Origin of the sequence: Pseudomonas sp. MWU13-2862, assembly GCF_023242495.1 — a bacterium.
GTDB lineage: Bacteria > Pseudomonadota > Gammaproteobacteria > Pseudomonadales > Pseudomonadaceae > Aquipseudomonas > Aquipseudomonas gingeri_D.
On the sequence record NZ_JALMEZ010000010.1, the window covers coordinates 42614 to 68390 of the forward strand.

A 25777-nucleotide genomic window follows, 5' to 3' on the forward strand; every position below is an offset into this window, starting at 1 on the left:
ATTTACTCGTCAGCGCCCTTGTCGATCACTTTGCGGCCACGGTATACGCCTTCTGGCGATACGTGGTGACGCAGGTGAACTTCACCGGTGGTCTTTTCCACGGACAGGGTGCTTGCCTCGAGGGCGTCGTGCGAACGACGCATGTCACGGGCGGAGCGGGATTTTTTGTTCTGCTGAACAGCCATAATTGATTAACTCCTAAACGTTTGGGTCACGCTTTAACTGCGCCAATACACTGAACGGGTTGGACCGCGTTACCTCGTCCTCGCTCGGTTCGGGCTCATCGAGCCCCGCCGGCTGCTGGCATTCTTCCGGATGATGAGCAGGCACAATGGGCAAGGCGAGCAGAAGCTCTTCCTCGATCAATGCCTGCAGATCCAAAGGATCTTCGCCCAGTTCCAGCACGTCATAACCTTTCGGCAACGACTGGGTATTCGCACCCTCCTTCACCACAGCATAACTGCATTCGCTGTGGATCGGCAGGGTGACCAGCTCAAGACAACGCTGGCAAACCATTTTGACCTCGGTGTCGATAAAGCTGTGAATCATCACGGCCTTACGTTCATCTCGTTCAAAAACGAATTTAGCCTGCACCGTACCGACAGTGTCGGAAAGCGAGTCGCAGAGTCTCTCCAAATCGGCCAGCAGCAGTTCACCTTGAAGGGTGGTGCCACGATCAGCCAATTTGCGCGGGTCAACGTGAGGTGGAATCGGGTCATTCAACATAGGCGCAGCATTCTAGGGACGCACCCTGCCACTGTCAAAGGAAATTAGGCCCTGTCCGTCAGCCGGCCGGCCGACTAGAATCGGCGACCTGCCTCAGGAGAACCGCATGCTGCCCTTGTTACTTGCCTCAAGCTCGGCCTATCGCCGGGAATTGCTGACCCGCCTGCGCCTGCCTTTCACTTGCGCCTCGCCGGATATCGACGAAAGCCAGCGTCCCGGCGAAGCCGCCATCGAGCTGGTCAAACGCCTGGCCGAGGAAAAGGCCCGGGCCCTGGCCGCCCATCATCCGGCGCACCTGATCATCGGTTCGGACCAGGTCGCGGTACTCGACGGACGGATACTCGGCAAGCCCCACGGCTTCGAGAAGGCCCGTGAACAGTTGCTGGCCGCCAGCGGCACTCGCGTGAGCTTTCTCACCGGACTGGCGCTGTTCAACAGCCAGACCGGGGCATGCCAGGTGGACTGCGTCCCCTTCAGCGTGCAGATGCGCAGCTTGACGGTCGAACGCATTGAACGCTACCTGCACGCCGAACAACCCTATGACTGTGCCGGCAGCTTCAAGGCCGAGGGACTGGGCGTAAGCCTGTTCCAGAGCACGGAAGGACCGGATGCCACCAGCCTGATCGGACTGCCGCTGATTCGTCTTGTGGACATGTTGCTGGTCGAAGGCGTACAGATTCCGTAATCTTGTTTATCGCAGAACCCTCAGCCTGCCGGCTGATCGCGAGCAAGCTTGCTCCTACATACTGGAACCCTGCATTCCGCCCATAAAAAAACCGGTCATTCACGACCGGTTTTTTTATTGCTGCATGAATATCAGCGCAAGGTCGGCCCCTGAAAGCCCATCCACATCGCCAACTGCTCGGCGACACTGGCACCCAGCTTTTTCGAGAAGCGATCGAAAGGCGATTCCTGAACGGTAAAGTCCACCAGCTCCTTCTCGCCGATCACATCCCGCGCCACGGAACTGGCACTGCCCAGGCCGTCGATCAAGCCCAATGGCAACGCCTGCTCGCCGGACCAGATCAGCCCGGAGAACAGCTCGGGATGATCCTTGTCTTTCAGGCGATCACCACGCCCCTTCTTCACGCTGGCGATGAACTGGTTGTGGGTGGTATCCAGGACACCCTGCCAGAACCTGGTCTCATCGGCCTTCTGCGGCTGGAACGGATCGAGAAACGCCTTGTGCTCACCCGAAGAGTATGGGCGACGCTCCACGCCCAGCTTCTCCATGGTGCCGACAAAACCGTAGCCGGCCGCCGTCACCCCAATGGAACCGACCAGACTGGACTTGTCGGCATAGATCTCGTCCGCCGCGCTGGCGATGTAATAGGCACCGGAAGCCCCGATATCGGAAATCACCGCATACACCTTGGTATCCGGGTGCAGGCCACGCAGGCGACGAATCTCGTCAAACACATAACCCGACTGCACAGGACTGCCGCCCGGGCTGTTGATACGCATGATGATCGCCTTGACCTTCGGATCCTCGAAGGCCGTACGCAGGCTGCCGACAATATTGTCGGCACTGGCCGACTCCTTGTCCGCAATCACCCCGCGCACCTCGATCAGGGCGGTGTAGTGAGCCCCACGACCGGCGCTCTTCTCCATATTGATCAGCGGCGAGAACATCACCAGCGCGCCGAACAGATACACAAAGGTCAGCAGCTTGAAGAAGATCCCCCAGCGCCGCGAGCGACGTTGCTCCTGCACACCAGCCAGCAAGGTCTTTTCCAGCAGCTTCCAGCTCCTGTCATCACCCGAACCCGATTCGGCATTCGCCTTTGGCGGCGCGCCCCATTCATCAGACATGCGTACTCACCCCAACGAATTCAATTGACCCGGCCATCGAGCCAGGCATGCAACTGTGGAAAACTGTCAATCTCCAAGCGCGGTTCGAACACCCGCAACTCATCCATCGACAAGGCACCATAACCTACAGCCACTGAATCCATGCCAGCATTGCGAGCCATTTGCAAATCGAACACCGAGTCCCCGACCATCAGGGCCTGGGAAGCCGGGACACGACAATGGGCAAGAATCTGCTCGAGCATCAGCGGATGCGGCTTGCTGGCGGTTTCATCGGCGGCACGGGTGATATCGAAATAATCCGACCAGCCATGGGCGTTCAACACCCGGTCCAGGCCGCGACGGTTCTTGCCGGTCGCGACCGCCAACTGGTAGCCGGCGGCGCGAAACGCCTCCATGGACTCCAGGACGCCTGGAAACAGCGGCGAAGGAACCGTTTCAAGAGCAATGTAGCTGTCGGCATAGTGCTGGCGAAAAACCACCAGTTCTTCATCGCTGATCGCCGGGTACAGGGTACAGATCGCTTCCGGCAAGCCGAGACCGATAATGCCCTTGACCGCCGTCTCATCGCGCGGGACAAAACCCGAACGCGCGGCCGCCACCCCCATCGACTCGACAATCCGACCAATGGAATCGGCCAAGGTGCCGTCCCAATCGAAAATCAGCAGCTTGTATTCAGACCGCACTCAGTCGCTCCACCGTCTTGGCCCACATTTCATCCACCGGCGCCTGCAACTTCAGTTCGCCGCCATCGGGCAGCGGCACGGTCAGCATATAGGCGTGAAGGAACAGGCGCTTGCCGCCCAGATCGCGGATTTCCTTGGTGAAACCATCGTCACCGTACTTGCTGTCGCCGGCAATACAGTGCCCGGCGTGCAAGGTGTGCACACGAATCTGGTGGGTCCGACCGGTCACCGGCTTGGCCTCGACCATGGTGGCGAAATCACCGAAACGGCGCAGCACCTTGAACACCGTGAGCGCCTCCTTGCCCTCCTCGTTGACCTCGACCATGCGCTCGCCGGAGCGCAGGTTGCTCTTGAGCAAGGGCGCGCGCACCTGCTTGATCGAAGCCGCCCAGTTACCACGCACCAGGGCCATATAACGTTTATCGATGCCGTCGCCGCGCAGCGCTTCGTGCAAATGGCGCAACATGCTGCGCTTCTTGGCGATCATCAGCAGTCCGGAGGTGTCGCGGTCCAGGCGATGGACCAGTTCCAGCTCCTTGGCATCCGGGCGCAACTGACGGAAGGCTTCGATCACGCCATAGTTCAGGCCGCTGCCGCCGTGCACGGCAATACCGGCCGGCTTGTTGATCACGATCAGGGCCTTGTCTTCAAACACGATCGAAGCCTCCAGGCGCTGCAACAACCCCTGGGCCAAAGGCACCGGTTCGTCGCGCTCGGGGACGCGCACGGGCGGAACCCGCACGATATCGCCGGCCTGGAGTTTGTACTCGGGCTTGATGCGCCCCTTGTTCACTCGCACTTCGCCTTTGCGCAAAATGCGGTAAATCAAGGTCTTGGGCACACCCTTGAGCCGAGCGAGAAGGAAATTGTCAATGCGCTGGCCGGCATATTCCGGCGAGACCTCAAGCAGTTGTACGCCTGGAGTCGGGGGGGTAGTCGTCGTCATGCCGGCGATGATAACAATTTTTTATGGAATTGAAGCACTTAATCATTGCTGCTATAGTCGCGAACGCCGCCAAAAGCGGCTGGACAGAGGACCAACGGCCAACAGCCGGCCCTGCCCAACGCAATTCATCAGGATGCGAGGCCGTCCTACGGGGCTTTCGCCGTTCGAGGAAAGGTTCGCGATCGTAACGAGCGCAGGTGACATGAGGCCTGAAGCGCGCCGGAAAACTGAGTCAACACTCGTTTCCCGAGCCGGTATTAACGGCCAGTTCACAAAGTGCAGTCGGTCACGAGTCACACCTGGGCGAAGGCATCGGAAACAACGCCTAATTAGCCATGAGCGTGCTTTTCCCTTTCGGAGAACACGGTAAATGCCAACCCGCTGCGGATTCTGCGCGCGGCCGCACCCGAATTATCAGGGATACGTGTAGGGTGGAGATGCACAACCGTCGGACTGTGTAGCATTAGGCTTTATCAAGACGCTTCATATCGTCCACACCCGCGGTTGATTCCTCCTCCTGACAGAGCTTTTGCTTGTGAGGTGCCTTTTGTCACCCCAAGAAGCAGGACGCGTGAGTCGCGACTTCGTCCCCTCTGGACGAACCTCGCCAGACACAGGAATGGCCAACCACTCCTGACGCACCTGACACCGACCGTGAGAAGTCGTGTGTGCCGAACGCCGTTTCCGGCAGCCCGGAAACCGACGGTACTACATGAAAAGAATGCTGATTAACGCAACTCAACCCGAAGAGTTGCGTGTTGCCCTGGTAGACGGCCAGCGCCTCTACGACCTGGACATCGAGTCCGGTGCACGCGAGCAGAAGAAGGCCAATATCTATAAAGGCCGGATTACTCGCATCGAGCCAAGCCTTGAGGCTGCCTTTGTCGATTTCGGCTCTGAGCGCCACGGCTTCCTGCCGCTGAAAGAAATCTCCCGCGAATACTTCAAGAAAGCCCCCGAAGGCCGCGTCAATATCAAGGACGTCCTGAGCGAAGGCCAGGAAGTCATCGTCCAGGTCGAGAAAGAAGAACGTGGCAACAAGGGCGCCGCCCTGACCACCTTCATCAGCCTGGCCGGTCGTTACCTGGTACTGATGCCGAACAACCCACGTGCCGGCGGTATCTCCCGTCGCATCGAAGGCGAAGAGCGCAATGAACTGCGTGAAGCGCTGAACGGCCTGGTGGCCCCGGCCGACATGGGCCTGATCGTGCGCACTGCCGGCCTTGGCCGCAGCAGCGAAGAAATGCAGTGGGACCTCGACTACCTGCTGCAACTCTGGACCGCCATCAAAGAAGCCTCGCTGGATCGCTCCGCGCCTTTCCTGATCTACCAGGAAAGCAACGTGATCATCCGCGCCATCCGCGATTACCTGCGCCAGGACATCGGCGAAGTGCTGATCGACAGCGTTGAAGCCCAGGACGAAGCCCTGACCTTCATCCGCCAGGTGATGCCGCAGTACGCCAGCAAGATCAAGCTGTATGAAGACAGCGTGCCACTGTTCAACCGTTTCCAGATCGAAAGCCAGATCGAGACCGCCTTCCAGCGCGTCGTCGAACTGCCTTCCGGCGGCTCCATCGTCATCGATCCGACCGAAGCCCTGGTGTCCATCGACATCAACTCGGCGCGCGCCACCAAAGGCAGCGACATCGAAGAAACCGCGCTGCAGACCAACCTGGAAGCCGCTGAAGAAATCGCCCGTCAGTTGCGCCTGCGCGACATCGGCGGCCTGATCGTCATCGACTTCATCGACATGACCCCGGCCAAGAACCAGCGCGCCGTGGAAGAAAAAGTCCGCGAGTGCCTGGAAGCCGACCGTGCCCGCGTACAAGTCGGCCGTATCTCGCGCTTCGGCCTGCTGGAAATGTCCCGTCAGCGCCTGCGTCCGTCCCTGGGCGAAAGCAGCGGCATCGTCTGCCCGCGTTGCAACGGCACCGGCATCATCCGTGACGTCGAATCGCTGTCCCTGGCGATCCTGCGCCTGATCGAAGAAGAAGCCCTGAAGGACCGCACCGCCGAAGTCCGCGCCCAGGTGCCGATCCCGGTTGCAGCCTTCCTGCTCAACGAAAAACGCAACTCGATCACCAAGATCGAGCTGCGCACCCGTGCACGCATCGTGATCCTGCCGAACGATCACCTCGAGACGCCGCACTTCGAAGTGCAACGTCTGCGTGATGACAGCCCGGAAGCCCACACCAACCAGTCCAGCTACGAAATCGCCGCTGCCGCTGCCGAAGTGGAAGAAGTCCAGCCGGCTGCGGCCACCCGCACCCTGGTTCGCCAGGAAGCGGCGGTCAAGACCGCTCCGGTCCGCGCCAACGCTCCGGTTCCGGCCGAAGAAGTCGCCGCTCCGGTTGCCGCACCCGCACCGGTTATCGCCGAGCCAAGCCTGTTCAAGGGCCTGGTGAAGTCGCTGGTCAGCCTGTTCGCCAGCAAGGAAGAGCCTGTTGCACCGGCCGTGGTTGAAAAACCGGCAGCCGAGCGTCCGGCCCGTAACGAAGAGCGTCGCAACGGTCGCCAGCAGAGCCGCAACCGTAACGGTCGCCGCGATGAAGAGCGCAAGCCGCGCGAAGAACGTGCGCCACGTGAAGAACGTGCACCGCGCGAGCCGCGTGAAGAACGCGCCCCACGGGAAGAACGTGCGCCGCGTGAAGAGCGTGCGCCACGTGAAGTCCGCGAAGTGCGTGACGAAGCCCCGGCCGTAGCCCGCGAGGAACGTGCTCCACGTGCTCCGCGTGAAGAACGTGCACCGCGCGCCCCGCGTGAAGATCGCAAGCCACGTGGCGAGCGTGAAGAACGCGTGCGTGAACTGCGCGAGCCGCTGGATGCCGCACCGGCCGTCGCCGCTGCTGCAACGGCTGCTGTAGTCGCTGAAGAGCGTCCAGCCCGTGCGCCACGTGAAGAACGTCAGCCGCGTGCACCGCGTGAAGAACGCCAACCGCGTGCCGAGCAACCTGCTGTTGCCGGTGAAGAAGAAGTGTTGCAGGGCGAAGAGCAACTGCAGGACGACGGCCAGGACAACGCCGAGGGTGGCGATCGTCCACGTCGCCGCTCCCGTGGTCAGCGTCGCCGCAGCAACCGTCGTGAGCGTCAACGTGATGCCAACGGCAACGTGATCGAAGGTTCGGAAGAAGGCAGCGAAGAGCACCACGAGCACGCTACCGGTACCGAACTGGCTGCCGGCCTGGCCGTGACCGCCGCTGTCGCCAGCAGCGTGATCAGTGCTCCAGCCGAAGCCGAGGCGCACCAGCAGGCCGAACTGGCCACTGCCGCGATCCAGGAAACCCCAGCGGTTGAAGCTCCGGTCGTTGAAGCCACCACCCCGGTGGAAGCGCCAGCGGTACCGGAAGTGGAAGTCGCCCCGGTTCGTGAAGCCGAGCCTGTGGTTGAAGCCGCCGTCGAGCCAGCGGTTGTCGCTGAACTGCCGGTATTCGTGGCGCCTGAACCGGCCATCGAAACCGCGGTTGTCGAAGCACCGGTTGTTGCAGCGCCAGTCGTTGAAGAACCTGTTGCTCCAGCCCCTGTCGTCGAAGCTCCGGTTTCGGAGCCCGCGCCAGAGCCGGCTCAGGAAGTCCAGGCCACGTTCCAATGGTCCGAGCCAGCCGTCGAAGCACCTCAGGCACCCGTGACCGAAACTGTGGTGGCTGAAGAGCCAGCCGTGGTTGCACAGCCAGAGCCTGCTCCGGTGGTTGCTCCAGTCGTGGCTGAAGTCGCTGCACCGGTTGCCGAGGCGGCTCCGGCCAGCGCCCTGACCAGCAACGGTCGCGCTCCGAACGATCCGCGTGAAGTGCGTCGTCGCAAGCGTGAAGAAGAGCGCCTGGCTCAGGAAGCTGCCGAACGTGCCGCTGCTGCCCCCGCAGTAGAAGCCGTGGTCGCAGCCGAACCGACGCCTGCGCCTGAAGCGGCTCCAGCGGAGTTCGTGCCGGCTGAAAGCGGAGCGGCTGCACCGACCATCGACGAAAACCTGCAGTCCGTCGAAGAAGTGGTTGAACATAACCACAAAGCCCAGGAAGAAGCCCACGAGCCTAAACCCCTCGCCTGATTCTGACGGCTGTTGAAAAGCCCCGCCTGCAGCGATGCAGGCGGGGCTTTTTTTGTCCGCCATTCATCGCCCACCTCCTTTCCTGCCTGAAGATCCAGCCGCCATGCAGCAAGGAAAAGCCCTACATCACAAACTGAAGCCAACTGACTGACTCCCGCTTTTCGTCGGCGCACAGTCAGCCTCTCAGGGACGGGTGAGAGGGCAATGTTCATGAAGAACGCAAACAAGAGGCTGGCCTGGTGCTTTCCTTTCAAGGTCGCAGGTGCTCGCAGCCGGGAAGTCGCGGACCCGCAAACCTGCTACGACGCCCTGGCCAAAGCCACGGGCGGCACCTACCCGCTGGGGCAAGGCGGCCTCTGGCATGGCGGGGTGCATTTCGACAAGAACACGGCGGCGCTCCTCGACCAGGAGGCCGTACGTTGCATTGCCGATGGCGAAGTCATTGCCTACCGCATCGATCAGGCCTACCCCACCTCCCCCAAGGCCAACGGCGAGCCGGCGGCCTATTCAACGGGGTTCGTGCTGATCAAGCATTGCCTGAGCCTTCCCGGCCAGCCGTACAGCGCAATCTCCCCGCTGTCGCCACAGTCGCTGACGTTCTACAGCCTCTATATGCATTTACTCAGTTGGGAGCACTACCAGCGCGACCCCGGCAGAGCCAGGCCGGCTTTCTGGATGGAAGAACCTCAAGCCAAGGCCCGGGTCATCTCTCTCGATACTCCGTTCGCCATCAAGGCCGGAGCACTGATCGGTCATCCCGGCATCTTCAGTACACCCAGTCATGGGGATGGCGAAGGCCTGCTGCATCTGGAAGTCTTCAGTTGCGACGATGTGCCGGCCTTTATCGAAAAGAGTCGCGCCTATGCCGCCAGCCTCCCCGAGAGTGAAAGAAGCCTGGCCCGCATCAGTAGAATCGCCAGTGCTCTGGTGCCACACACTCCTGATATCAACGCCAGTCACCCGCCGAAGATGGCAAAACGCAGCCTGCGGACGCTCCCGGGCCTGATCCTGCCACGGGTGGTCCTCGATAACCTACCGTCCGATCACCGGATCCGCGACACCTTTGCCCTGCCCGGCCTGAAGCCCTACACCCAGCACTGGTGGCACCTCAAGAACCGCATGGCCGATGCCAGTGGCCAGCGTGTCAGCGGCTGGCTGGGCGAGAGTGCGCTGTTCTTCGACGACTACAGTCCGTGGGATTGGGCCGGCTTTGATTGCCTGCGCGAAACGACCTGCCATAGCGAACAGCTGGCCTGTCACTTCCAGGCCATGGAGTTGTTCAGCAAGGCACAACAGGCCGACTACGACTTGCAGGTGCACAAGGCGAACAACGGCCCGATCAAGACCCGACTGCGCCAGATTATCCAGGGCAACGCTGATTCCATCGCGGTCAGCCCGCTGCTGACGCCAAAGCGAATTCGCGCCGCGCTGGACAATCCCCATCACGCCCAAGCCATTTCGCAGTTGATTGTTCATTATGAAAGCGAGTGGTTCTGGAACCCCGCCAAATGGAATGAGCTGGATCACCTGCTACGACACAGTGACAGCGAACCCAATAAACGCTGGGAGCAGGAGAAAAAGCGGATTCAGAAACTGTCCTGGTGGGCCGAGTTGGCGGGAAAGCATGGGATCAATCCGGACGGGAAAGCCTGGTACTTTCATCCCATCGGGTTATTGGCAAACTTTGTGGTCATCGAAGATGAAAACGACCTCAAGTGGCTCACGGTGGAGCGAGGACAACTGACGTTTGATGTGGAAGGTAATGATATTGATGATCCAACCCATCCGCTACATATCTACTTCAGTCGCAAGGTGCACTGGCCGGGTGGGGCATCGGGAATAACCATTGGTCGCGGGTATGATCTGGGACAGAACAAAAATGCCGAAGCCGATCTGGCGGCGGCCAATATTCCTGAGCCGTTGTATAGCTGGTTGATTGGCGCCAAAGGGCTTCATGGTCAGGCGGCAAGAAACTATCTCAAGGCTGCCAGCCTGGAGATAAAGAGGTTTTCCATATCCAGAAAGCAACAGCATGATTTATTCATCCCAGTCTATGAATTCATGAAGAGCGAAGTTATCCGAATTTCAGAGAAGCTTTCCAAAAATCGCGAATATGGAGCCCTGGACTGGGACGCAATAGAAAAAAGAATTCAGGATCTGATAGTCGACTTAAGATACAGAGGAGACTACGACGCTGACGCCAGACTCCTATTGCAAAGGCACTTTGTAGAAAACGATCTCCCAAGGTTACTGAACATCATGAGCAACCGCTTGAATTGGCCTAACGTACCATCCGACAGGTTCAACAGACGTATAAGGCATTTGAGGTAACTTTATGAAAAAAATAACAGCGTTAGTACTTATCTACACGGCAAGCACAATGGCCGAAGAAATCAGCTACAGATCAATCTTCGAAGTGGACTCCAGGCGCTTTGGAAGCACAGTCGCACGCTACTTGATAAGTCGCGACAATTACCCCTGCTTGAATGTAGAAATTTTAGATCCTGATAAAAACTGGAGCATTTCCTCAAGGAAAAAATTCTGTAGTTTTGAGGGAAAATCCTTAAGAGCCGACTTTACCGATGCCGACTTCGAAAATATAAAATTCTCGAAAAATGGAATAGAAACAACACTTTCAATTACCCCACGTGCGTTGACAGGGGAGGAACGCTTTATCTGCTTGATTCCCATAGAGGGGAATCGCATAGGAAACCTTAGCTGTAGCCGCCAGGAGTAAGCATTGCCGGTACATCTACATCCCAAAGCACACCAGGATCTTCGACAGAAACCTCTCGCACTTTACCCTCCGCAAACAGCGGCTTGGCCCCGCGATCTCCCGACAAACCCATCAGGGCCGGTCCAAACGAACGCCCGAATCCCACCGGATGCCCATACTCACCTCGAAAAACCGGCACGAAAACTCTGTCGCCTTCAATCCCTGCCATCACCCGTGCAACCGTCCCCGGCAGGATAAACGGCATATCCCCCAGCACCACCAGCCAGCCCGCCGATTCGGCCGTCGCCGTCACTGCAGCGGCGAGACTGTCGCCCATGCCCATCGACTCGATCAGCAGCACCCGGCAGCCATACACCTGCGCCAGACGAATGACCTCCAAGCGATCCGCCGTCGTCACCAATAACCGGGATCCAAGCCCCTGCGGCAAACTCAGCAGCACATGCTCCAACACAGCCCGCTCGACACCATCACGCCCAACACAGCGCGCCAGCAACTTGTCCTGATCGGCCCCCGCCGCCTGTCGAAAACGACTGCCCTGCCCCGCCGCCAGGACAATAGCCGCGATCTCCTCACTCACTGGCCGCCAACTCCGGCTTTTTCTGCCGTAACTCGACGCCGTTCTTGATCGCGACGATTTCCGCCATCAAGGACAAGGCAATCTCCGCCGGTGTATGGCTGCCGATATGCAGGCCAATCGGACCATGCAGGCGAGCAATGGCCTCCGCACTCAAGCCCAACGCCGCCAGATTATCTCGGCGCTTCTGGCTATTGACCCGCGAGCCCAGAGCACCGATATAAAACGCCCGGGAATTCAGCGCCGTCAGCAGCGCCATATCGTCAAGCCGGGGGTCATGGGTCAGGGCGACGATAGCCGTGCGTTCGTCGGTCTGGATATTCAGCACCGCCTCATCGGGCATGCCCGGTACAAAACGCCCGTGCTGTTCTTCCCAGCCGTAGACGAACTCCTTGCGTGGATCGCAGATCAAGACTTCGAAATCCAGCAACCGGGCCATTTCCGCCACGTAGCGCGACAACTGACCGGCACCGATCAGCAGCAAGCGCCAGCGCGGACCGTAGATCGCCCGCAAGCGCTCACCGTCAAAACTCTGGGTGTCGCTCTTGCCCGCGTCGCTCAAGGTCACTTCGCCGGTGGCCAGGTTCAGCTCCCGAGCGACAATCTCATGGGCCTCGCAGCGCGCCAGCAACTGCGCCACCCAACCCGGATCGCCTACCCGCTCCTCGGTCAGGCGCAAGGTCCCACCACAGGGCAGGCCAAAACGCGCCGCCTCGTCACGGCTCACGCCATAGGTCACCAGTTGCACCGGCGGCCCGCCTTCCGACAGGCGTCCATCCTGCAAACGCTGGATCAGGTCATCCTCGATGCAGCCTCCGGACACCGAGCCGATCACTACGCCGTCCTCGCGCAAGGCCAGCATCGCCCCCGGCGGCCGTGGCGCACTGCCCCAGGTCTGGACCACGCTGTAGAGCACCACCCGCTGCCCCGCGCGACGCCATTGCAGGACACGGCGCAGGACATTCAGATCGACACTGTCCATCAGGCTTTCACCTGGTTCCAGCCTTGCAGCTGGTAACGCACCGGCAGGTTGCGGATACGCTTGCCGGTGGCGGCAAAGATCGCGTTGCACAGCGCCGGCGCAATCGGTGGCACGCCCGGCTCACCAACACCGCCCAACGGCACCTCGCCCGGTGGCGTGACCAGATGCACCGCCACCTCCTTCGGCGCCAGGGACATGCGCGCCACTTCGTACATATGGAAATTGTCCTGCTGGACCTTACCCTCCTTGAAGCTGATCTCGCCCAGCACGGCGTTGCCCAGGCCCATGACGCAGGCCCCTTCGAACTGCGAACGGATCCGCTCCGGGTTGATCTGCGGGCCGCAGTCCACGGCGATATCGGCCTTGTGCACGATCAAGCTGCCGTCATCCTTGACCTCCACCTCGATCACCGCCGCCACGTAGGTGACAAAGCTGTAATGCACCGCCAACCCCAGACCACGCCCCGGCGGTAACTTGCGCCCCCAGCCGGCGGCCTTGGTCGCGGTTTCCAGGACCGCGCGCATACGCCCGGTATCGGTGGGATAACGCTCGGGGGACTCACCGTAGTTCCACTGATCGCTCAGGGTACGCGGGTCGATCTGGCGATCCGGAGCCAGCAACTTGAGCTGATAGGCCAGTGGATCCTGGCCGGCTTTATGGGCCAGTTCGTCGACAAAACTCTGGATGGCGAAACCATGGGGGATATTCGATACCGAACGGTACCAGCCCACCCGCGTATGCACCTTGGCCTCCGGGTTTTCCAGGCGCACGTTGGGAATGTTGTAGGCCATGTTGGTAAAGCCCATGCCCAGTTCAAAGGCGCCCTCGTTGTTCATATTGGGCGCGAACAGTGCCGTGATACTCGGTGCCACGGTGCGGTGCAGCCAACCGGACGGCGTGCCATCCTTGTTCAGGCTGGCCCGCAGGTATTCCGCCGACACGGTGTGGAAATATGAATAGTGGATATCGTCCTCGCGGGTCCACTGCACGCGCACGGCCTGGCCCGGCATTGCCTTGGCGAGAATGGCCGCCTCAATGATGTAGTCAGGCTTGGACTTGCGCCCGAAACCGCCGCCGAGCAGGGTCACGTTGACCGTCACCTGGTCGAAGCCGATCCCCAGGCGCTCGGCGATCCGCTCGCGGGTCACCTGGGGTGCCTGGGTCGGCGCCCAGGCTTCGCAGTGGCCGTCGTTGAAACGGGCGATGGCAACCATCGGTTCCATCGGCGACTGGGCCAGGTGCGGCAGGTAATAACCGGCTTCGAACTGGCTGTCGGCGCGTTTCAGGGCCTCCTCGACATTGCCGGTATCGCGCACCACCTTGCCCGGCTGGCGTGCCGAGGCTTCCAGTTCCTGGCGGTAGGCAATCGAGTCATAACCGGCATTGACGCCGTCATCCCAGACGATCGTCAGCGCGTCGCGGCCCTTGATCGCCGCCCAGGTATTGCTGGCAATCACCGCCACACCACCCAGCGGCTGGAACTCGGAAGGCAACGGACGACTTTCGATTTCCACGACCTTGAGCACGCCCGGGACCTTCAGCGCGGCGCTGACATCAAAGGATTTGACCTTGCCACCGTACACTCGAGGACGAGCTACAGTGGCGTAGACGGTGCCTTCAAAATGCACATCGGCACCGTACAACGCTCGGCCATTGACGATATCCGCGCCGTCGATGGCCCGGAACGCTTCCTTGCCGATATAGCGGAATTCCGACGCTTGCTTGAGCTTCAGGCTGTCGCGGGCAGGAACGGCCAGTGCGGCGGCCGCGGCCGCCAGGGCACCGTAACCGAGCTCGCGCCCGCTCGGGCTGTGGATAACCTTGTGCAGCTGCGCCCGGCATTCCGCCACCGGGACTTTCCACTGCGCGGCCGCCGCCTGTTCGAGCATGGTCCGGGCCGCCGCGCCGCAACGCCGCATCGGTTCGTACCAGTGGCGCATGCTGCGGGAACCGTCGGTGTCCTGGTTGCCGAAACGCACCTCGTCGCCCGGCGCCTGCTTGACCTTGACCCTTGCCCAGTCGGCCTCAAGCTCGTCCGCCACCACCATGCTCAGGCTGGTGCGCACGCCCTGGCCCATCTCGGCGCGGTTGCAGATCACCGTCACACTGCCATCGGCCTCGATACTCACATAGACCTTGGGATCATCGACCCAGCCATTGGGCATATGGTCGGCCCCATATTTCTGCTCGCCTTCGGCAAAGGCCTCGGGCAGGCCCCAGCTTGCCGCCAGGACCAGTGCACCGGTGGCGCCGACACCCTTGAGAAAGCCACGCCGGCTGAGATTGCTCAGGACGAAATCGTTCAGGGACGGGTTCATGCCTTGGTCTCCCGCAGATGGGCCGCGGCCTGGTGAATGGCCGTCTTGATGCGGTTATAGGTCCCGCAACGGCAGATATTCCCGACCATGGCCTCTTCGATCTGGGCATCGCTGGGCTTGGGGTTGACCTTGAGCAAGGCCGTGGCCGACATGATCTGCCCACCCTGGCAGAAGCCGCACTGGGCAACGCCGCCGTCCAGCCACGCCTGCTGCACAGCCTGGCCGACCGGGTCGCTGTGCAGGTTGTCGATGGTGCTGATGCTCTGCCCCGCCACGGAGCCGACCGGGGTGATGCAGGAACGTGCCGGCAGCCCGTCGATGTGCACGGTGCAGGCACCGCACAGTCCCATGCCGCAGCCGAATTTGGTCCCGGTATAACCCGCCACATCACGGATCGCCCAGAGCAGCGGCATGTCCTCGGTGACGTCCAGTGGATGGTCTTGACCGTTGAGTTTCAGGGTAATCATGGGCACGCCCGCATAGTTCAAGGTTATGGGGTCGAGCCATCCGCCGTTGAGTGCCACGGTTCGACACGGGGCGGATCGACTCAGGCTAATAGGCTCTCTCATGAAGCAAACGCTTCATCGGGCCTTTCATGGGATCTGTTTTTACGCCGTTGGCCGGCGAAGGGAAAGCCGTATTCGGAAAAAAGCCTTGTGTACGCTGGATCGCTCTGAATCGGGCTTGCCGGTGATAACGCTGCGACAGATGCCAGCGCTATCACCGAAAAAGCATAGCCTCAGTAGAGATTCGGCTCCATTTCCAGCTCAACGGTAAATCGTTGCAAAATGTCAGCCTGGATCCGCCGGGCCAGGGCCAGCAATTGCAGGCCGCTCGCCGCGCCATAGTTGACCAGCACCAAGGACTGCAAAAGGTGTACACCTGCATCTTCTTCGCGAAAACCTTTCCAGCCCGCCGCCTCGATCAACCAGCCCGCCGCCAGTTTCACCTGGCCGTCAGGCTGTGGATAACTCACCAGCCCGGGATGCGCCAACTTCAATTCGGCAGCCTGGGCAGCCGATACCAGGGGGTTCTTGAAGAAACTCCCGGCATTGCCCAGCACAGCGGGATCGGGCAGCTTTTCGCTGCGGATACTGCAGATGGCCCGACTGACATCGCTGGGGCTCGGCTGGCTCACACCCTGCTCGGCCAGGCGCTGGGCCACCGGGCCGTAACCCAGGTGCAGGTGCTCGGCACGGCTCAAGGCAAAGCGTACACGCAGGATCAACCAACGCCCGGCGGCGTGTTTGAACAGACTGTCGCGATAACCGAACTGACACTCCTGCCGGGAAAACTCGCGCAACTCACCCGTCTCGCGATCCAGCGCGGTCAGGCCGGCAAACACATCCTTGATCTCGACCCCGTAGGCGCCGATGTTCTGCATCGGGGCTGCACCAACGGTGCCGGGAATCAGGCTGAGGTTTTCCAGACCGTTCCAGCCCTGGGCCAGGGTCGACAGCACAAAGGGATGCCAGGGCTCGCCGGCCTCGGCTTCGATCACGACATTGATGCCATCATCGCGCAGCAGGCGAATCCCCCGGGTGCCCATGCGCAACACCAGCGCCTGGATATCCGCGGTCAGCAACAGGTTGCTGCCGCCACCGATCACCAGCAACGGCAACTGATGCTGCGCCGCATAGGCCAGGGCCTCGCGGACATCGGAATCGCTGTGGGCCTCGGCGAACCACTGCGCACGAACATCGACACCAAAGCTGTTATAGGGTTTGAGGGAGACCCCGGCTTGCACTTGCAGGGTCATAGACGCCCCTTGAGTTCGATCACCAGCCGATCGCTGGCCTGTTCGATCAGGTCCAGGACCTGCTCGAAACCCTGTTCTTCGTCGTAGTACGGGTCCGGCACTTCCTCCACCGCCCCGTCATAACGTCGCAGGAACAGGTCCAGTTCGGCCTTGCCCTGGGCCGGCTGGAGCAACTTGAGGTTGCGCAGGTTGCTCTGGTCCATGGCCAGGATCAGATCGTAGCGGTTGAAATCCGCCACCGCGACCTGTCGGGCACGCTGGGCCGACAAGTCATAGCCGCGCATCCGCGCCGCCCGCTGGCTGCGGCTGTCCGGCGACTTGCCGACATGCCAGGCACCAGTGCCGGCGGAGGCCACTTCGATCTGTTCGGCCAGGCCGGCCTCACGCAATTTGTGCCGCAACACTCCTTCGGCCGTGGGCGAACGACAGATATTGCCCAGGCAGACAAACAGAACCCGCATCAGGCCTCCAGCAACCGACGAACACGATCAAGGTCTTGTGCCGTATCGACGCCGGTCGGTGGCGCCTCCAGGGCATCGGCGACATGAATCCGCACGCCGTGCCACAGCGCCCGTAGCTGCTCCAGGCGCTCGGTGGTTTCCAGCCAGCACGGGCCCCAGCTGACAAAGTCATGCAGGAAGCCGGCACGATAGGCATAGATGCCGATATGCCGGCGGAACGGTATGCCTGACGGCAGTTGCTCGCGGCTGATGGCGAAGTCATCCCGCGCCCAGGGCAGGGTCGCGCGGCTGAACGTCAGCGCCAGGCCGTTGATGTCGCTGACCACCTTGACCACATTCGGGTTGAACAGGGTTTCCACGTCGTGGATCGGCTCGGCCAGGGTGGCCATGCGCGCTTCACTGTGGGCCGCGAGGTTGGCCGCGACCTGATCGATCACCACAGGGGGAATCAGCGGCTCGTCGCCCTGGACGTTGACGACGATGTCATCCGCCGCCAGGCCCAGCAAAGTGGCGACCTCGGCCAGGCGATCGGTGCCGGACTCGTGATCTTCGCGGGTCAGCAGCACTTCGGCACCAAAGGCCCGGCAGGCCTCGACGATACGTACATCATCAGTGGCCACCACCACCCGCTGGGCGCTGCTTTTGCACGCCTGCTCCCAGGTGTGCTGGATCATCGGCTTGCCGGCGATCAGTTGCAGCGGCTTGGCCGGCAGGCGGGTGGAGGAAAAGCGCGCCGGAATCACGACGACGAACGGGGTGCTCATTTGTCCAGGCGCTCGTCGGTGCTCAGGGTCCGGGCTTCGCTTTCCAGCATGACCGGAATGCCGTCGCGGATCGGATAGGCCAGGCCCGCGCCCTTGCTGATCAGTTCGGTCTTGTCGGCACTGAGCTTGAGGGGACCTTTGCAGATCGGGCAGGCGAGGATGTCGAGCAGTTTGGTGTCCATGAGGATTCCCTGGATAAAAACGGGTTTAGGGCAAGAGACGGTCGGGCAACAGGCGCAGCAGCTGGGTGTCGAACCAGGCCTTGAAGGCCTCGGACGGTAAAGCATCCACCGCCAGGTACCACCAGTCGGGCGCCGCGAAGGCCCGGCATTTCACCGCATCCTTTTCAGTCATCACCAGTGGCAGCGTCGGTTCGAAGCTCAAGGCCGCGGCGCTGTACTCGGCATGATCGGCAAAGGCGTGGGGCACAGGCTGCCAGTGTAGCGTTTCAAGGGTGTTGAAGAAACGTTGCGGGTTGCCGATACCGGCGACCGCGTGCACGGCCTGTCCGGGTGGAAAATGATCGACGGGCTTGCGCTCGCCGGTCAGCAGGTTGACCAGCGCCGTCGGTTGCAGGTGGAAGGCGAAGCCGTTGTCACGGTCCTCGCTGGCGCCGTTGTAGAGCACGCCATCGACACTTTGCAGGCGCTCAATCGGTTCGCGCAGCGGGCCGGCGGGCAGGCAACGGCCGTTGCCCAGGCCCCGGACGGCATCGATCAGTACCAGTTCCAGGTCGCGGGCCAGGCGGTAATGCTGCAGGCCATCGTCGGAAAGGATCAGGTCGATTTTTTCCGTCGCCAGCAAGGCCCGGACCGCTCGACTGCGGTCCGGGTCGATCATCAACGGCACGCCGTTGCGCTGGACGATCAGCAGCGGTTCGTCACCGGCCAGTGCTGCCGCCTGATCGGCTTGCACACGCCAGGGCAACTGCGGCGGCTTGGCACCGTAGCCGCGACTGACCACACCGACCCGCAGGCCGCGCTGCCGACAATGCTCGATCAACCAGAGAATCATCGGGGTCTTGCCGGTACCGCCGACAGTGATATTGCCCACCACGATCAACGGCACCGGCGGCTGGTAGATCACGCCCTCGCCCGCGACGAAACGCGCACGCTTGCCGTCGACCACCCGCCGATACAACCACTCCAGCGGGCGCAGCAGGGTCAATGCCGGATGACCATCGTACCAGGCGGCGAGCAGGCGCTCGGAGAAGCTCATCAGGGGGCCGGCGCCGCTTCGACAGTGGTCATGCGCAGATGGCTGAAACCCAGCTTGCCGGCCGCATCCATTGCGGTGATCACGGCCTGATGCTGGGTCTTGCCATCGGCGCTGATCGACAGTGGCAGGCTGGTATCGCCGCCGGACTCTTTCTGCACCGCGTCCATCAGGCTGGCCAGGTCATTGCTCGGCAGGCGCTGGTTGTTCACCGTGTAGACACCCTCGGCACTGATGGCGATATCCAGCTGCTTGGGAATATGGTCTTCGGCCGGCGAGCCGCTGACCGCCTGCGGCAAGTCGACCCGCAACTCGGTCTGGCGGGTAAAGGTAGTGGTGGTGACAAAAAACAGCAGCAGGACGAACACCACGTCGATCAACGACGTCACGTTGATATCCACCGGTTCCAGGGGCTTGCGGCGGAATTTCACGCTTTGCCCTCTGGCATGTCGACGTCGCGGTCGCCTTGCACCACCTCGACCAGCTTGATCGCTTCCTGCTCCATGCCCACCACCAGCTCATCGACCCGGCGCAACAGGAAACGATGGAAGAACACCGCCGGAATCCCGACCATCAAGCCCGAAGCCGTGGTGACCAGCGCCTTGGAAATCCCCCCGGCGAGCACGGCGGCATTGGTGGTCATGCCCGTACTCATGAACGAGCTGAAGATATCGATCATGCCCAGCACCGTACCCAGCAGCCCGAGCAAGGGCGCCATGGCGGCGATGGTGCCGAGGGCGCTGAGGTAGCGCTCCAGTTCGTGGATGACCCGGGCAGCGGCTTCCTGGATGCACTCTTTCATGATCTCGCGACCATGCTTGGAGTTGGCCAGGCCCGCGGCAAGGATCTCGCCCAGGGGGGAATCGGCGCGCAGTTGCTTGAGTTTTTCCTTGTCCAGCTGCTTGTCCTTGATCCAGCGCCAGACCTGCCCGAGCAGATGCTCCGGGGTCACGCGGCTGGCCCGCAGCGTCCATAGGCGCTCGGCGACGATGCCCGTTGCAGCGATGGAGCTCAAAATGATCGGCAGCATCATCCAGCCGCCGGACTTGACCAATTCCCACACAGTGACAGTCCCCTCGAAAAAGTGCGCCACTCTAACATAGGGGTTGCGCGGGCCGAAGATCGTGATGACGCATGCCGGGGGACTTTAATAACCCAGGGTTATTGAAAGGCAGCGGACTATTGCCGCCAGAAGCGTCGTGCGGCTTGCAAGGACCGCGGCTCGTCGAAACGCCCCAGCACCAGGCGCAGTGCGCCCTGCTCCGCGCTGTCGAAGATAGCCATGTCCAAAGCTTTGTAACGCGCGATGACCTGTGGGTGGGGATGACCGAAGGCATTGCCGCGCCCACGGGAAATCAGCACGCCGCGCAGGGCCAGACGTTGCAGGAAAACCATTGATGAGGAACTGCGGCTGCCGTGATGGGGCGACTGCAACCAATCGCTGGCAACGGCCAACGGACTCTCGAGAAAGGCCCGTTCGGCCTCGATATCGATATCGCCGGTCAGCAGTAGACGCTCACCATTGGCTTCGATCTGCAAGACGCAGGAGGATTGATTGCTGTCGCGGGCCAGAGGCCAGCGCCACAGGGAAAAGCGCACGCCATCCCACTGCCAGTGCCGGCCACTGACACACCGCTGGGCCTGCAACGCCGCTGGCAAACCCTCGACGTCGCCGCCGAGCACCTCGCTCACCGGCAAACCGCGTTGCACGGCCAGGGCCCCACCGGCGTGATCGGCATCGGCATGGCTGAGCAACAGCGTATCGAGCCGGCGTACCCCCAGCTTGCGCAAGGATGGCAGCACCACCCGTTCGCCCTGGTCGAACTCGCCGAAGCGCGGTCCGGCGTCGTACAGCAGGCTGTGCTCACGGGTTCGGACAAGGATCGCCAGGCCCTGGCCGACATCCAGTTGCCAGACCTCGGCCTCGCCCTGGGCCACTGGCGTTGAAGGCGCGAATACCGCCAACGCCGCCAATGGCCACCCCAAGGGACGCAGAGGAACACCGGCCGGCAACAACAGCAGCAGGATACCCAGGCCACTCAGCGCCCAGGCCCACAACGGAACCGCCGCCGGTATCCAGGCCGGCACTTGCGCGGCCAACCATTCGAGCCCTTGAAACAACCCAGCGAGCAAACCGCCGGCCAGCCACAGCAGCCCCTCGCCCAACCAGGGCAGCGGCAACAGCAGCGTGCCGAGCAGGGCCAAAGGCAATACCAACAGACCGATCAAGGGCACGGCGACCCAGTTGGCCAACGGCGCACTGAGACTGACCGGCAGGCCCAGCAACAGCAACGCCGGAAGCAGGCCGAGGGCAATCACCCATTGCCCACGGCTCCAGCTCTGCCAGAAGCTCCAGGCACCCAGTCGCCCACTGAAGGTGAAGATCAGCACCGCCACGGCGGCAAAGGACAGCCAGAATCCCACCTGCAGACTCACCAGCGGGTCGAACAACAACACCAGGTTCAAGGCCGCCAGCAACGGCACCAGCGCCCCCAGATGGCGATAACGCAAACGCCACAACAGCACCATCGCAAGCATCACGCAGGCCCGGCGCACCGGCACGCCGAAACCCGCCAGCAGCGCATAGCCCAGCGCCGCCGCAAAGGCCAGGCCACAGGCCCAAGGCAGCCAGGGCCAGCGGCCCGGCCACAGGCCATAACGCGCCAACCCGGCGATCAGGGCGTAGACCAATCCCGCGAGCAAGCCGATATGCTGGCCGGAAATCACCAGCAGATGCAGGGTGCCGGTGTCCTGCAGCACGCGCCAGGTCTGCGTTGACAGTCCCGAACCGTCACCAAGCACCAGCGCCACCAAGGTGGCCGATTGCCCTTGGGCATCGACTTCCAGCAAACGCCGCCTGATCGTATCGCGCCAGGCACTACTGGCGGGCCCCAGCAATTGCCCATCCTTGATCGTGCCGGTCGCGCCGATACGCCGGGCGAGCAGCCAGGCCTCATAGTCGAACCCGGCGGGATTGAGCAAGCCGTGTCCACGCTTGAGCTGCACCGCCAGGCGCCAGCGCTCGCCGCTGCGCAGATCCGGGCCGCCGAACCAGGACAACCGCAAACGCGCCGGCAGCCGGGCCCGACGGGAAATCGCGCCGTCCAGTTCGAAGCGCACCACCTGTTCTCCCCGCTGCGGCAGACCGACCACCCGCCCTTCCACCCACAGGGTCTGGCCCTCCAACGCCGGCGCCAGTCGATCGTCCAGCGCCCGTTGCGCCTGGAAACAGGCCCAACTGAAGCCGAACAGGAATAACGCCAGCGGATAAGTGCGAAACGGCAACAACATCAAGCCGAGCACCGGCAGCACCAGCAACAGCCATCCAGGCGGCAGTTGCGGCAGGAATCGCAAGAGCACAAACCCCGCCGCCAGCGCCAACATCCCTGTTCGCATAAAGCACTCCTTGAACCCGTTCAGCTCTCGGAATAGCCGGGTTATGCGGACGGTGCTTTATTTACTGTCACAAAGTCTGAATCGGCCGCCCGTAAAATCCGGGCATACTGCCCGCCTGAACTGCCCGAGAAGCCTTATGCCGCGTCGCTTATTCAAACGCTACATGCCGGACCCGACCCGCATCAGGGAACACAAACACTTACGTTTTTTCGGTCCCCTGCTCCACGATCCGAACCTCTGGCACCTCAATCGGCACTCGGTGGCACGGGCCATGGCGGTGGGCTTGTTCGCGGCCTTGATGCCGATGCCCTTGCAGATGCTGCTGGCGGCATTTCTGGCGATTCTCGTGCGCGGCAATATGCCGATTGCCGTCAGCCTGGTGTGGCTGACCAATCCACTGACGATCCCGCCGATTTTCTATTGCGCCTACCAGCTCGGTGCCTGGTTGCTGCACGTGCCGCCCCGCGGCCTGCCGGATGAATTGACCTGGACCTGGATCAGCGGGCAGCTGTCGACGCTCTGGCAACCGCTGTTGCTGGGTTCGCTGGTATTGGGAGTGGCGCTGGGCGCCCTGGGTTATTACCTGACCATGAGCTACTGGCGCTGGTGGGTGGCCAGGCAATGGAAGCGGCGCCTGGAACGACGCCGTCATCCATGAAACCCGTTACTGGCGCATACCGCGGCCGCTGACCAGCAGCCGCGCACAACCGATGTAGAGGGCCAGGGTCGCCACGACCATAAAGGTGATGGCCACGCTGATGCGGATGTCCGACACCCCGAGAATGCCGTAGCGGAAGGCGTTGACCATGTGCAGCACCGGATTGGCCAGCGACACGGTCTGCCAGAACGGCGGCAGCAGGGTAATCGAGTAGAACACCCCGCCGAGGTAGGTCAGCGGCGTCAGCACGAAGGTCGGGATAATCGAGATATCGTCGAAGTTACGTGCAAAGACTGCGTTGATAAACCCCAGCAGCGAGAAGATCGTCGCCGTCAGTACCACCACCAGCACGGTCACGCCCAGGTGATGGACCTGCAAATCGGTGAAGAACAGAGACAGCAAGGTCACGATAATCCCCACCATCAGCCCGCGCAGCACACCGCCCAGGGTGTAGCCGATCAGGATGGTATGGGGCGAGACCGGCGAAACCATCAATTCCTCGATGGAACGCTGGAACTTGCTGCCGAAGAAACTCGAGACCACGTTGCCGTAAGAGTTGGTGATCACCGACATCATGATCAGGCCTGGCACGATGTACTCCATATAGGTGAAACCACCCATGCCGCCGATCTGCCTGCCGATCAGGTTACCGAAGATCACGAAGTACAGGACCATGGTGATGGCCGGCGGTAGCAGGGTCTGCGGCCAGATCCGGGTAAAACGCCGGACTTCGCGGTAAACGATGGTGTTGAGGGCGACCAGGTTGGGCTGCAGTTCCGAACTCATACCGCCACCTTCGACAGGTTTTTTTCCACCAGGGACACGAACAGCTCCTCGAGGCGATTGGTTTTGTTACGCAGGCTCAGGACTTCGACCTGCTGCGTGGCCAGTTGCCCGAACAGCGCGGTGATGCCCACCGCCTTGTCGACCTGGACTTCCAGGGTGCGACTGTCGAGCAGCTTGCTCGGATAGCCGATCAGCTGGGGCGGCTGCTGCAGGTCATTCTTCAGGTCGAGCAGGAAGGTCTCCACATGCAGCTGGCTGAGCAACTGGCGCATGCTGGTGTTTTCGACGATGGTGCCGTGATCGATGATGCCGATATTGCGGCACAACTGTTCAGCCTCCTCCAGGTAGTGGGTGGTGAGGATGATGGTGATGCCTTTCTGGTTCAGCTCGGTGAGGAAGGTCCACATCGAACGACGCAGTTCGATGTCGACCCCGGCGGTCGGCTCGTCGAGGATCAGCAGGCGCGGTTCATGCACCAGCGCCCGGGCGATCATCAGCCGGCGCTTCATGCCGCCAGACAACGACCGCGACGGCACGTCGCGCTTGTCCCACAGGCCCAGTTGGGTCAGGTACTGCTCGGCGCGTTCCTTGGCGATTTTCGCCGGAATGCCGTAGTACCCGGCCTGGGTCACGACGATATCGAAGGTCTTCTCGAACTGGTTGAAATTGAACTCCTGCGGCACCACGCCAATGCAGCGCTTGAGTGCGGCGGGTTCTCGATCCAGGTCGTGACCGAACACCTTCACCGTACCGCCGGTCTTGTTCACCAGGGTCGAGAGGATGCCGATGGTCGTGGATTTGCCAGCACCGTTAGGGCCGAGCAAGGCGAAGAAATCACCTTCGGCGACATCCAGATCGATACCACTCAGGGCCTGGAAACCGTTGCCGTAGGTTTTGGTTAGCTGCCGGATGGACAGAGCGGAACTCATATCGGATTCATGCACCAAGAAGGGAGGAAAGAACTAAATAAGGGCACACCGTTTTGAATGCAACGGCGGCGAACCAGGCTCATGGTGCTTGGCCTCGCCGCACAAGTACAGCAACCGGCGTTAATAGTGGCTATTAAGTCAACGCGGTCATGACCGCCCGCTGATAGGCCGGACGCTGTTTCAGGCGTTCGTACCAGGCACTCAAATGAGGCATCGGCGGGCGTTCGATAGGCATTTCGAACCAGGCATAGATAAAGCTGCCGAGGGGAATATCCCCCATGCCGATCTCGTCACCCGACAGGTAGGGTTGCTCGGCCAGCACCGCATCGACCCGCAGCAACAGGTCGGCGCAGATCTTCAGCGAAGCGTTGATCGCGGCCCAATCCTGTTGCTCGGCGGGGGTCCGCAATACACCCCAGAACACCCCGCGAAACGGGGTGGCAAAGGATGAGGTGGTCCAGTCCATCCACTTGTCCGCCTGGGCCCGTGCCTGCAGATCATTGGAGAACCAGTGGGAGCCGGCGGCATGCTTGGCGGTCAGGTAGCGCACGATGGTGTTCGATTCCCAGAGGACAAAATCACCGTCCTCGATCATCGGCACCAGCTTGTTCGGGTTCTTCGCACGATATTCGGGTGTATCGACGACACCGAACGCTCCGCCGGCATCCAGAGACTCGTAAGGCAGGCCAAGTTCCTCGGCACACCACAAGGCTTTTCTGACGTTCGACGAATTTTTCCTACCCCAGATTTTCAGCATGACCGCCTCTCTATGGATAAATGCCGACGCAGTCTACGCCCGAACAGCGCAGGCTCAAATCCTTGCGCACGAGGAAAGCAGCAGAGCGGATAACACGCGTCGTGATGCAGAGCGTGACGAAATCGACGAACTCCACCGACACGGGACGGTCACTATCGGTAGCCTGCTCACTTTTAGACCAGGCCGCCCGGGCCGTTACACTTGTAAACATGTGCCTACAGATTTGAACACACAT

General features: G+C 61.5%; 25 protein-coding genes. 5 read left to right on the plus strand and 20 right to left on the minus strand.

What is annotated here, in order from left to right; all coding sequences use genetic code 11:
* Positions 1-2: 2 nt before the first annotated feature.
* On the minus strand, positions 3-185 hold the full coding sequence (gene rpmF, locus M5C56_RS18605; RefSeq protein ID WP_003179396.1) for a 50S ribosomal protein L32: 183 nt from the start codon (positions 183-185) through the stop codon (positions 3-5).
* A 13-nt stretch (positions 186-198) separates the two neighbouring features.
* A complete protein-coding gene (locus tag M5C56_RS18610) occupies positions 199-726 on the minus strand; it encodes a YceD family protein (protein ID WP_100940760.1) in 528 nt (175 codons plus the stop codon).
* A 106-nt stretch (positions 727-832) separates the two neighbouring features.
* On the opposite strand from M5C56_RS18610, the gene M5C56_RS18615 reads away from it, so the two are divergent.
* Positions 833-1411: a nucleoside triphosphate pyrophosphatase gene (locus M5C56_RS18615; RefSeq protein ID WP_103496771.1), complete on the plus strand. Its 579-nt coding sequence runs from the start codon at positions 833-835 to the stop codon at positions 1409-1411.
* Between the two features lie 131 nt (positions 1412-1542).
* On the opposite strand, the gene M5C56_RS18620 is transcribed toward M5C56_RS18615, so the two are convergent.
* From M5C56_RS18620 to rluC, 3 genes are read right to left on the minus strand one after another with little or no spacing between them, the layout of a single operon-like run.
* The gene (locus tag M5C56_RS18620) at positions 1543-2538 is read right to left on the minus strand and encodes a S49 family peptidase (RefSeq protein WP_103496770.1); all 996 of its coding nucleotides are present in this window, start codon (positions 2536-2538) and stop codon (positions 1543-1545) included.
* 20 nt (positions 2539-2558) lie between these two features.
* Positions 2559-3221 (minus strand): HAD-IA family hydrolase, encoded by a 663-nt coding sequence (locus tag M5C56_RS18625; RefSeq protein WP_103496769.1) that lies wholly within the window; start codon positions 3219-3221, stop codon positions 2559-2561.
* Positions 3211-4167, minus strand: a complete 957-nt coding sequence (gene rluC / locus M5C56_RS18630; protein WP_103496768.1) for a 23S rRNA pseudouridine(955/2504/2580) synthase RluC — start codon at positions 4165-4167, stop codon at positions 3211-3213. The genes M5C56_RS18625 and rluC overlap by 11 nt, the downstream gene beginning before the upstream one ends.
* A gap of 712 nt (positions 4168-4879) precedes the next feature.
* Between rluC and rne the strand changes: the two genes are divergently transcribed.
* The 3 genes from rne (at position 4880) to M5C56_RS18645 (ending at position 10943) form a co-directional block, all read left to right on the plus strand.
* Positions 4880-8206: a ribonuclease E gene (gene rne, locus M5C56_RS18635; protein ID WP_103496767.1), complete on the plus strand. Its 3327-nt coding sequence runs from the start codon at positions 4880-4882 to the stop codon at positions 8204-8206.
* 204 nt (positions 8207-8410) lie between these two features.
* Positions 8411-10537 (plus strand): pesticin C-terminus-like muramidase, encoded by a 2127-nt coding sequence (locus tag M5C56_RS18640; protein WP_103496766.1) that lies wholly within the window; start codon positions 8411-8413, stop codon positions 10535-10537.
* 4 nt (positions 10538-10541) lie between these two features.
* Positions 10542-10943, plus strand: coding sequence for a hypothetical protein (locus M5C56_RS18645; RefSeq protein WP_247263273.1), 402 nt, complete (start codon positions 10542-10544; stop codon positions 10941-10943).
* Here M5C56_RS18645 and M5C56_RS18650 read toward each other — a convergent pair.
* From M5C56_RS18650 to M5C56_RS18705, 12 genes are all read right to left on the minus strand, one after another.
* Positions 10921-11520: a nucleotidyltransferase family protein gene (locus M5C56_RS18650; RefSeq protein ID WP_103496765.1), complete on the minus strand. Its 600-nt coding sequence runs from the start codon at positions 11518-11520 to the stop codon at positions 10921-10923. The two genes, M5C56_RS18645 and M5C56_RS18650, sit on opposite strands and share 23 nt — an antisense overlap.
* Positions 11513-12499 carry an XdhC family protein gene (locus M5C56_RS18655; protein ID WP_103496764.1) on the minus strand — a complete coding sequence of 329 codons (987 nt, stop codon included), beginning with the start codon at positions 12497-12499 and terminating at the stop codon, positions 11513-11515. The genes M5C56_RS18650 and M5C56_RS18655 overlap by 8 nt, the downstream gene beginning before the upstream one ends.
* Positions 12499-14817, minus strand: coding sequence for a xanthine dehydrogenase family protein molybdopterin-binding subunit (locus M5C56_RS18660; RefSeq protein ID WP_103496763.1), 2319 nt, complete (start codon positions 14815-14817; stop codon positions 12499-12501). Before M5C56_RS18660 ends, M5C56_RS18655 begins: the two co-directional genes overlap by 1 nt.
* Positions 14814-15284: a (2Fe-2S)-binding protein gene (locus M5C56_RS18665; RefSeq protein ID WP_103496762.1), complete on the minus strand. Its 471-nt coding sequence runs from the start codon at positions 15282-15284 to the stop codon at positions 14814-14816. The genes M5C56_RS18660 and M5C56_RS18665 overlap by 4 nt, the downstream gene beginning before the upstream one ends.
* 272 nt (positions 15285-15556) lie before the next feature.
* Complete coding sequence (gene murB / locus M5C56_RS18670) at positions 15557-16576, minus strand: UDP-N-acetylmuramate dehydrogenase (protein WP_103496761.1); 1020 nt, start codon at positions 16574-16576, stop codon at positions 15557-15559.
* Positions 16573-17037, minus strand: coding sequence for a low molecular weight protein-tyrosine-phosphatase (locus M5C56_RS18675; RefSeq protein ID WP_103496760.1), 465 nt, complete (start codon positions 17035-17037; stop codon positions 16573-16575). Before M5C56_RS18675 ends, murB begins: the two co-directional genes overlap by 4 nt.
* A complete protein-coding gene (gene kdsB / locus M5C56_RS18680; protein ID WP_103496759.1) occupies positions 17037-17801 on the minus strand; it encodes a 3-deoxy-manno-octulosonate cytidylyltransferase in 765 nt (254 codons plus the stop codon). The genes M5C56_RS18675 and kdsB overlap by 1 nt, the downstream gene beginning before the upstream one ends.
* Entirely contained in the window at positions 17798-17983 is a 186-nt protein-coding gene (locus M5C56_RS18685; protein WP_007931663.1) for a Trm112 family protein, read from the minus strand. Before M5C56_RS18685 ends, kdsB begins: the two co-directional genes overlap by 4 nt.
* A gap of 25 nt (positions 17984-18008) precedes the next feature.
* Positions 18009-19019, minus strand: coding sequence for a tetraacyldisaccharide 4'-kinase (gene lpxK / locus M5C56_RS18690; RefSeq protein ID WP_103496758.1), 1011 nt, complete (start codon positions 19017-19019; stop codon positions 18009-18011).
* Entirely contained in the window at positions 19019-19447 is a 429-nt protein-coding gene (locus M5C56_RS18695; protein WP_103496757.1) for a biopolymer transporter ExbD, read from the minus strand. The genes lpxK and M5C56_RS18695 overlap by 1 nt, the downstream gene beginning before the upstream one ends.
* Positions 19444-20079 (minus strand): MotA/TolQ/ExbB proton channel family protein, encoded by a 636-nt coding sequence (locus tag M5C56_RS18700; RefSeq protein WP_177100317.1) that lies wholly within the window; start codon positions 20077-20079, stop codon positions 19444-19446. Before M5C56_RS18700 ends, M5C56_RS18695 begins: the two co-directional genes overlap by 4 nt.
* 116 nt (positions 20080-20195) lie before the next feature.
* Positions 20196-22412 (minus strand): DNA internalization-related competence protein ComEC/Rec2, encoded by a 2217-nt coding sequence (locus M5C56_RS18705; RefSeq protein ID WP_103496755.1) that lies wholly within the window; start codon positions 22410-22412, stop codon positions 20196-20198.
* 136 nt (positions 22413-22548) lie between these two features.
* Here M5C56_RS18705 and M5C56_RS18710 point away from each other — a divergent pair, with 136 nt between their 5' ends.
* Positions 22549-23070 (plus strand): DUF2062 domain-containing protein, encoded by a 522-nt coding sequence (locus M5C56_RS18710; RefSeq protein WP_103496754.1) that lies wholly within the window; start codon positions 22549-22551, stop codon positions 23068-23070.
* A gap of 6 nt (positions 23071-23076) precedes the next feature.
* Here M5C56_RS18710 and M5C56_RS18715 read toward each other — a convergent pair whose 3' ends face one another.
* The 3 genes from M5C56_RS18715 to M5C56_RS18725 all read right to left on the minus strand — a co-directional run bounded on the left by M5C56_RS18715 (position 23077) and on the right by M5C56_RS18725 (position 25542).
* Positions 23077-23856, minus strand: coding sequence for an ABC transporter permease (locus M5C56_RS18715; protein WP_103496753.1), 780 nt, complete (start codon positions 23854-23856; stop codon positions 23077-23079).
* The gene (locus tag M5C56_RS18720) at positions 23853-24785 is read right to left on the minus strand and encodes an ABC transporter ATP-binding protein (RefSeq protein WP_103496752.1); all 933 of its coding nucleotides are present in this window, start codon (positions 24783-24785) and stop codon (positions 23853-23855) included. The genes M5C56_RS18715 and M5C56_RS18720 overlap by 4 nt, the downstream gene beginning before the upstream one ends.
* 133 nt (positions 24786-24918) lie before the next feature.
* Positions 24919-25542, minus strand: coding sequence for a glutathione S-transferase (locus M5C56_RS18725; protein WP_103496751.1), 624 nt, complete (start codon positions 25540-25542; stop codon positions 24919-24921).
* Positions 25543-25777 lie beyond the last annotated feature (235 nt).

Bases quoted from the DNA above. Each gene is read 5' to 3' on its own strand.
- M5C56_RS18620 (WP_103496770.1), bottom strand. From the start codon at position 2,538: ATGTCTGATGAATGGGGCGCGCCGCCAAAGGCGAATGCCGAATCGGGT.
- M5C56_RS18660 (WP_103496763.1), bottom strand. From the start codon at position 14,817: ATGAACCCGTCCCTGAACGATTTCGTCCTGAGCAATCTCAGCCGGCGT.
- M5C56_RS18675 (WP_103496760.1), bottom strand. From the start codon at position 17,037: ATGCGGGTTCTGTTTGTCTGCCTGGGCAATATCTGTCGTTCGCCCACG.
- murB (WP_103496761.1), bottom strand. From the start codon at position 16,576: ATGACCCTGCAAGTGCAAGCCGGGGTCTCCCTCAAACCCTATAACAGC.
- lpxK (WP_103496758.1), bottom strand. From the start codon at position 19,019: ATGAGCTTCTCCGAGCGCCTGCTCGCCGCCTGGTACGATGGTCATCCG.
- M5C56_RS18645 (WP_247263273.1), top strand. From the start codon at position 10,542: ATGAAAAAAATAACAGCGTTAGTACTTATCTACACGGCAAGCACAATG.
- M5C56_RS18655 (WP_103496764.1), bottom strand. From the start codon at position 12,499: ATGGACAGTGTCGATCTGAATGTCCTGCGCCGTGTCCTGCAATGGCGT.
- M5C56_RS18720 (WP_103496752.1), bottom strand. From the start codon at position 24,785: ATGAGTTCCGCTCTGTCCATCCGGCAGCTAACCAAAACCTACGGCAAC.
- M5C56_RS18640 (WP_103496766.1), top strand. From the start codon at position 8,411: ATGTTCATGAAGAACGCAAACAAGAGGCTGGCCTGGTGCTTTCCTTTC.
- rluC (WP_103496768.1), bottom strand. From the start codon at position 4,167: ATGACGACGACTACCCCCCCGACTCCAGGCGTACAACTGCTTGAGGTC.
- M5C56_RS18610 (WP_100940760.1), bottom strand. From the start codon at position 726: ATGTTGAATGACCCGATTCCACCTCACGTTGACCCGCGCAAATTGGCT.
- rpmF (WP_003179396.1), bottom strand. From the start codon at position 185: ATGGCTGTTCAGCAGAACAAAAAATCCCGCTCCGCCCGTGACATGCGT.
- M5C56_RS18705 (WP_103496755.1), bottom strand. From the start codon at position 22,412: ATGCGAACAGGGATGTTGGCGCTGGCGGCGGGGTTTGTGCTCTTGCGA.
- kdsB (WP_103496759.1), bottom strand. From the start codon at position 17,801: ATGAGCACCCCGTTCGTCGTCGTGATTCCGGCGCGCTTTTCCTCCACC.
- M5C56_RS18665 (WP_103496762.1), bottom strand. From the start codon at position 15,284: ATGATTACCCTGAAACTCAACGGTCAAGACCATCCACTGGACGTCACC.
- M5C56_RS18685 (WP_007931663.1), bottom strand. From the start codon at position 17,983: ATGGACACCAAACTGCTCGACATCCTCGCCTGCCCGATCTGCAAAGGT.
- M5C56_RS18710 (WP_103496754.1), top strand. From the start codon at position 22,549: ATGCCGCGTCGCTTATTCAAACGCTACATGCCGGACCCGACCCGCATC.
- M5C56_RS18725 (WP_103496751.1), bottom strand. From the start codon at position 25,542: ATGCTGAAAATCTGGGGTAGGAAAAATTCGTCGAACGTCAGAAAAGCC.
- rne (WP_103496767.1), top strand. From the start codon at position 4,880: ATGAAAAGAATGCTGATTAACGCAACTCAACCCGAAGAGTTGCGTGTT.
- M5C56_RS18715 (WP_103496753.1), bottom strand. From the start codon at position 23,856: ATGAGTTCGGAACTGCAGCCCAACCTGGTCGCCCTCAACACCATCGTT.
- M5C56_RS18615 (WP_103496771.1), top strand. From the start codon at position 833: ATGCTGCCCTTGTTACTTGCCTCAAGCTCGGCCTATCGCCGGGAATTG.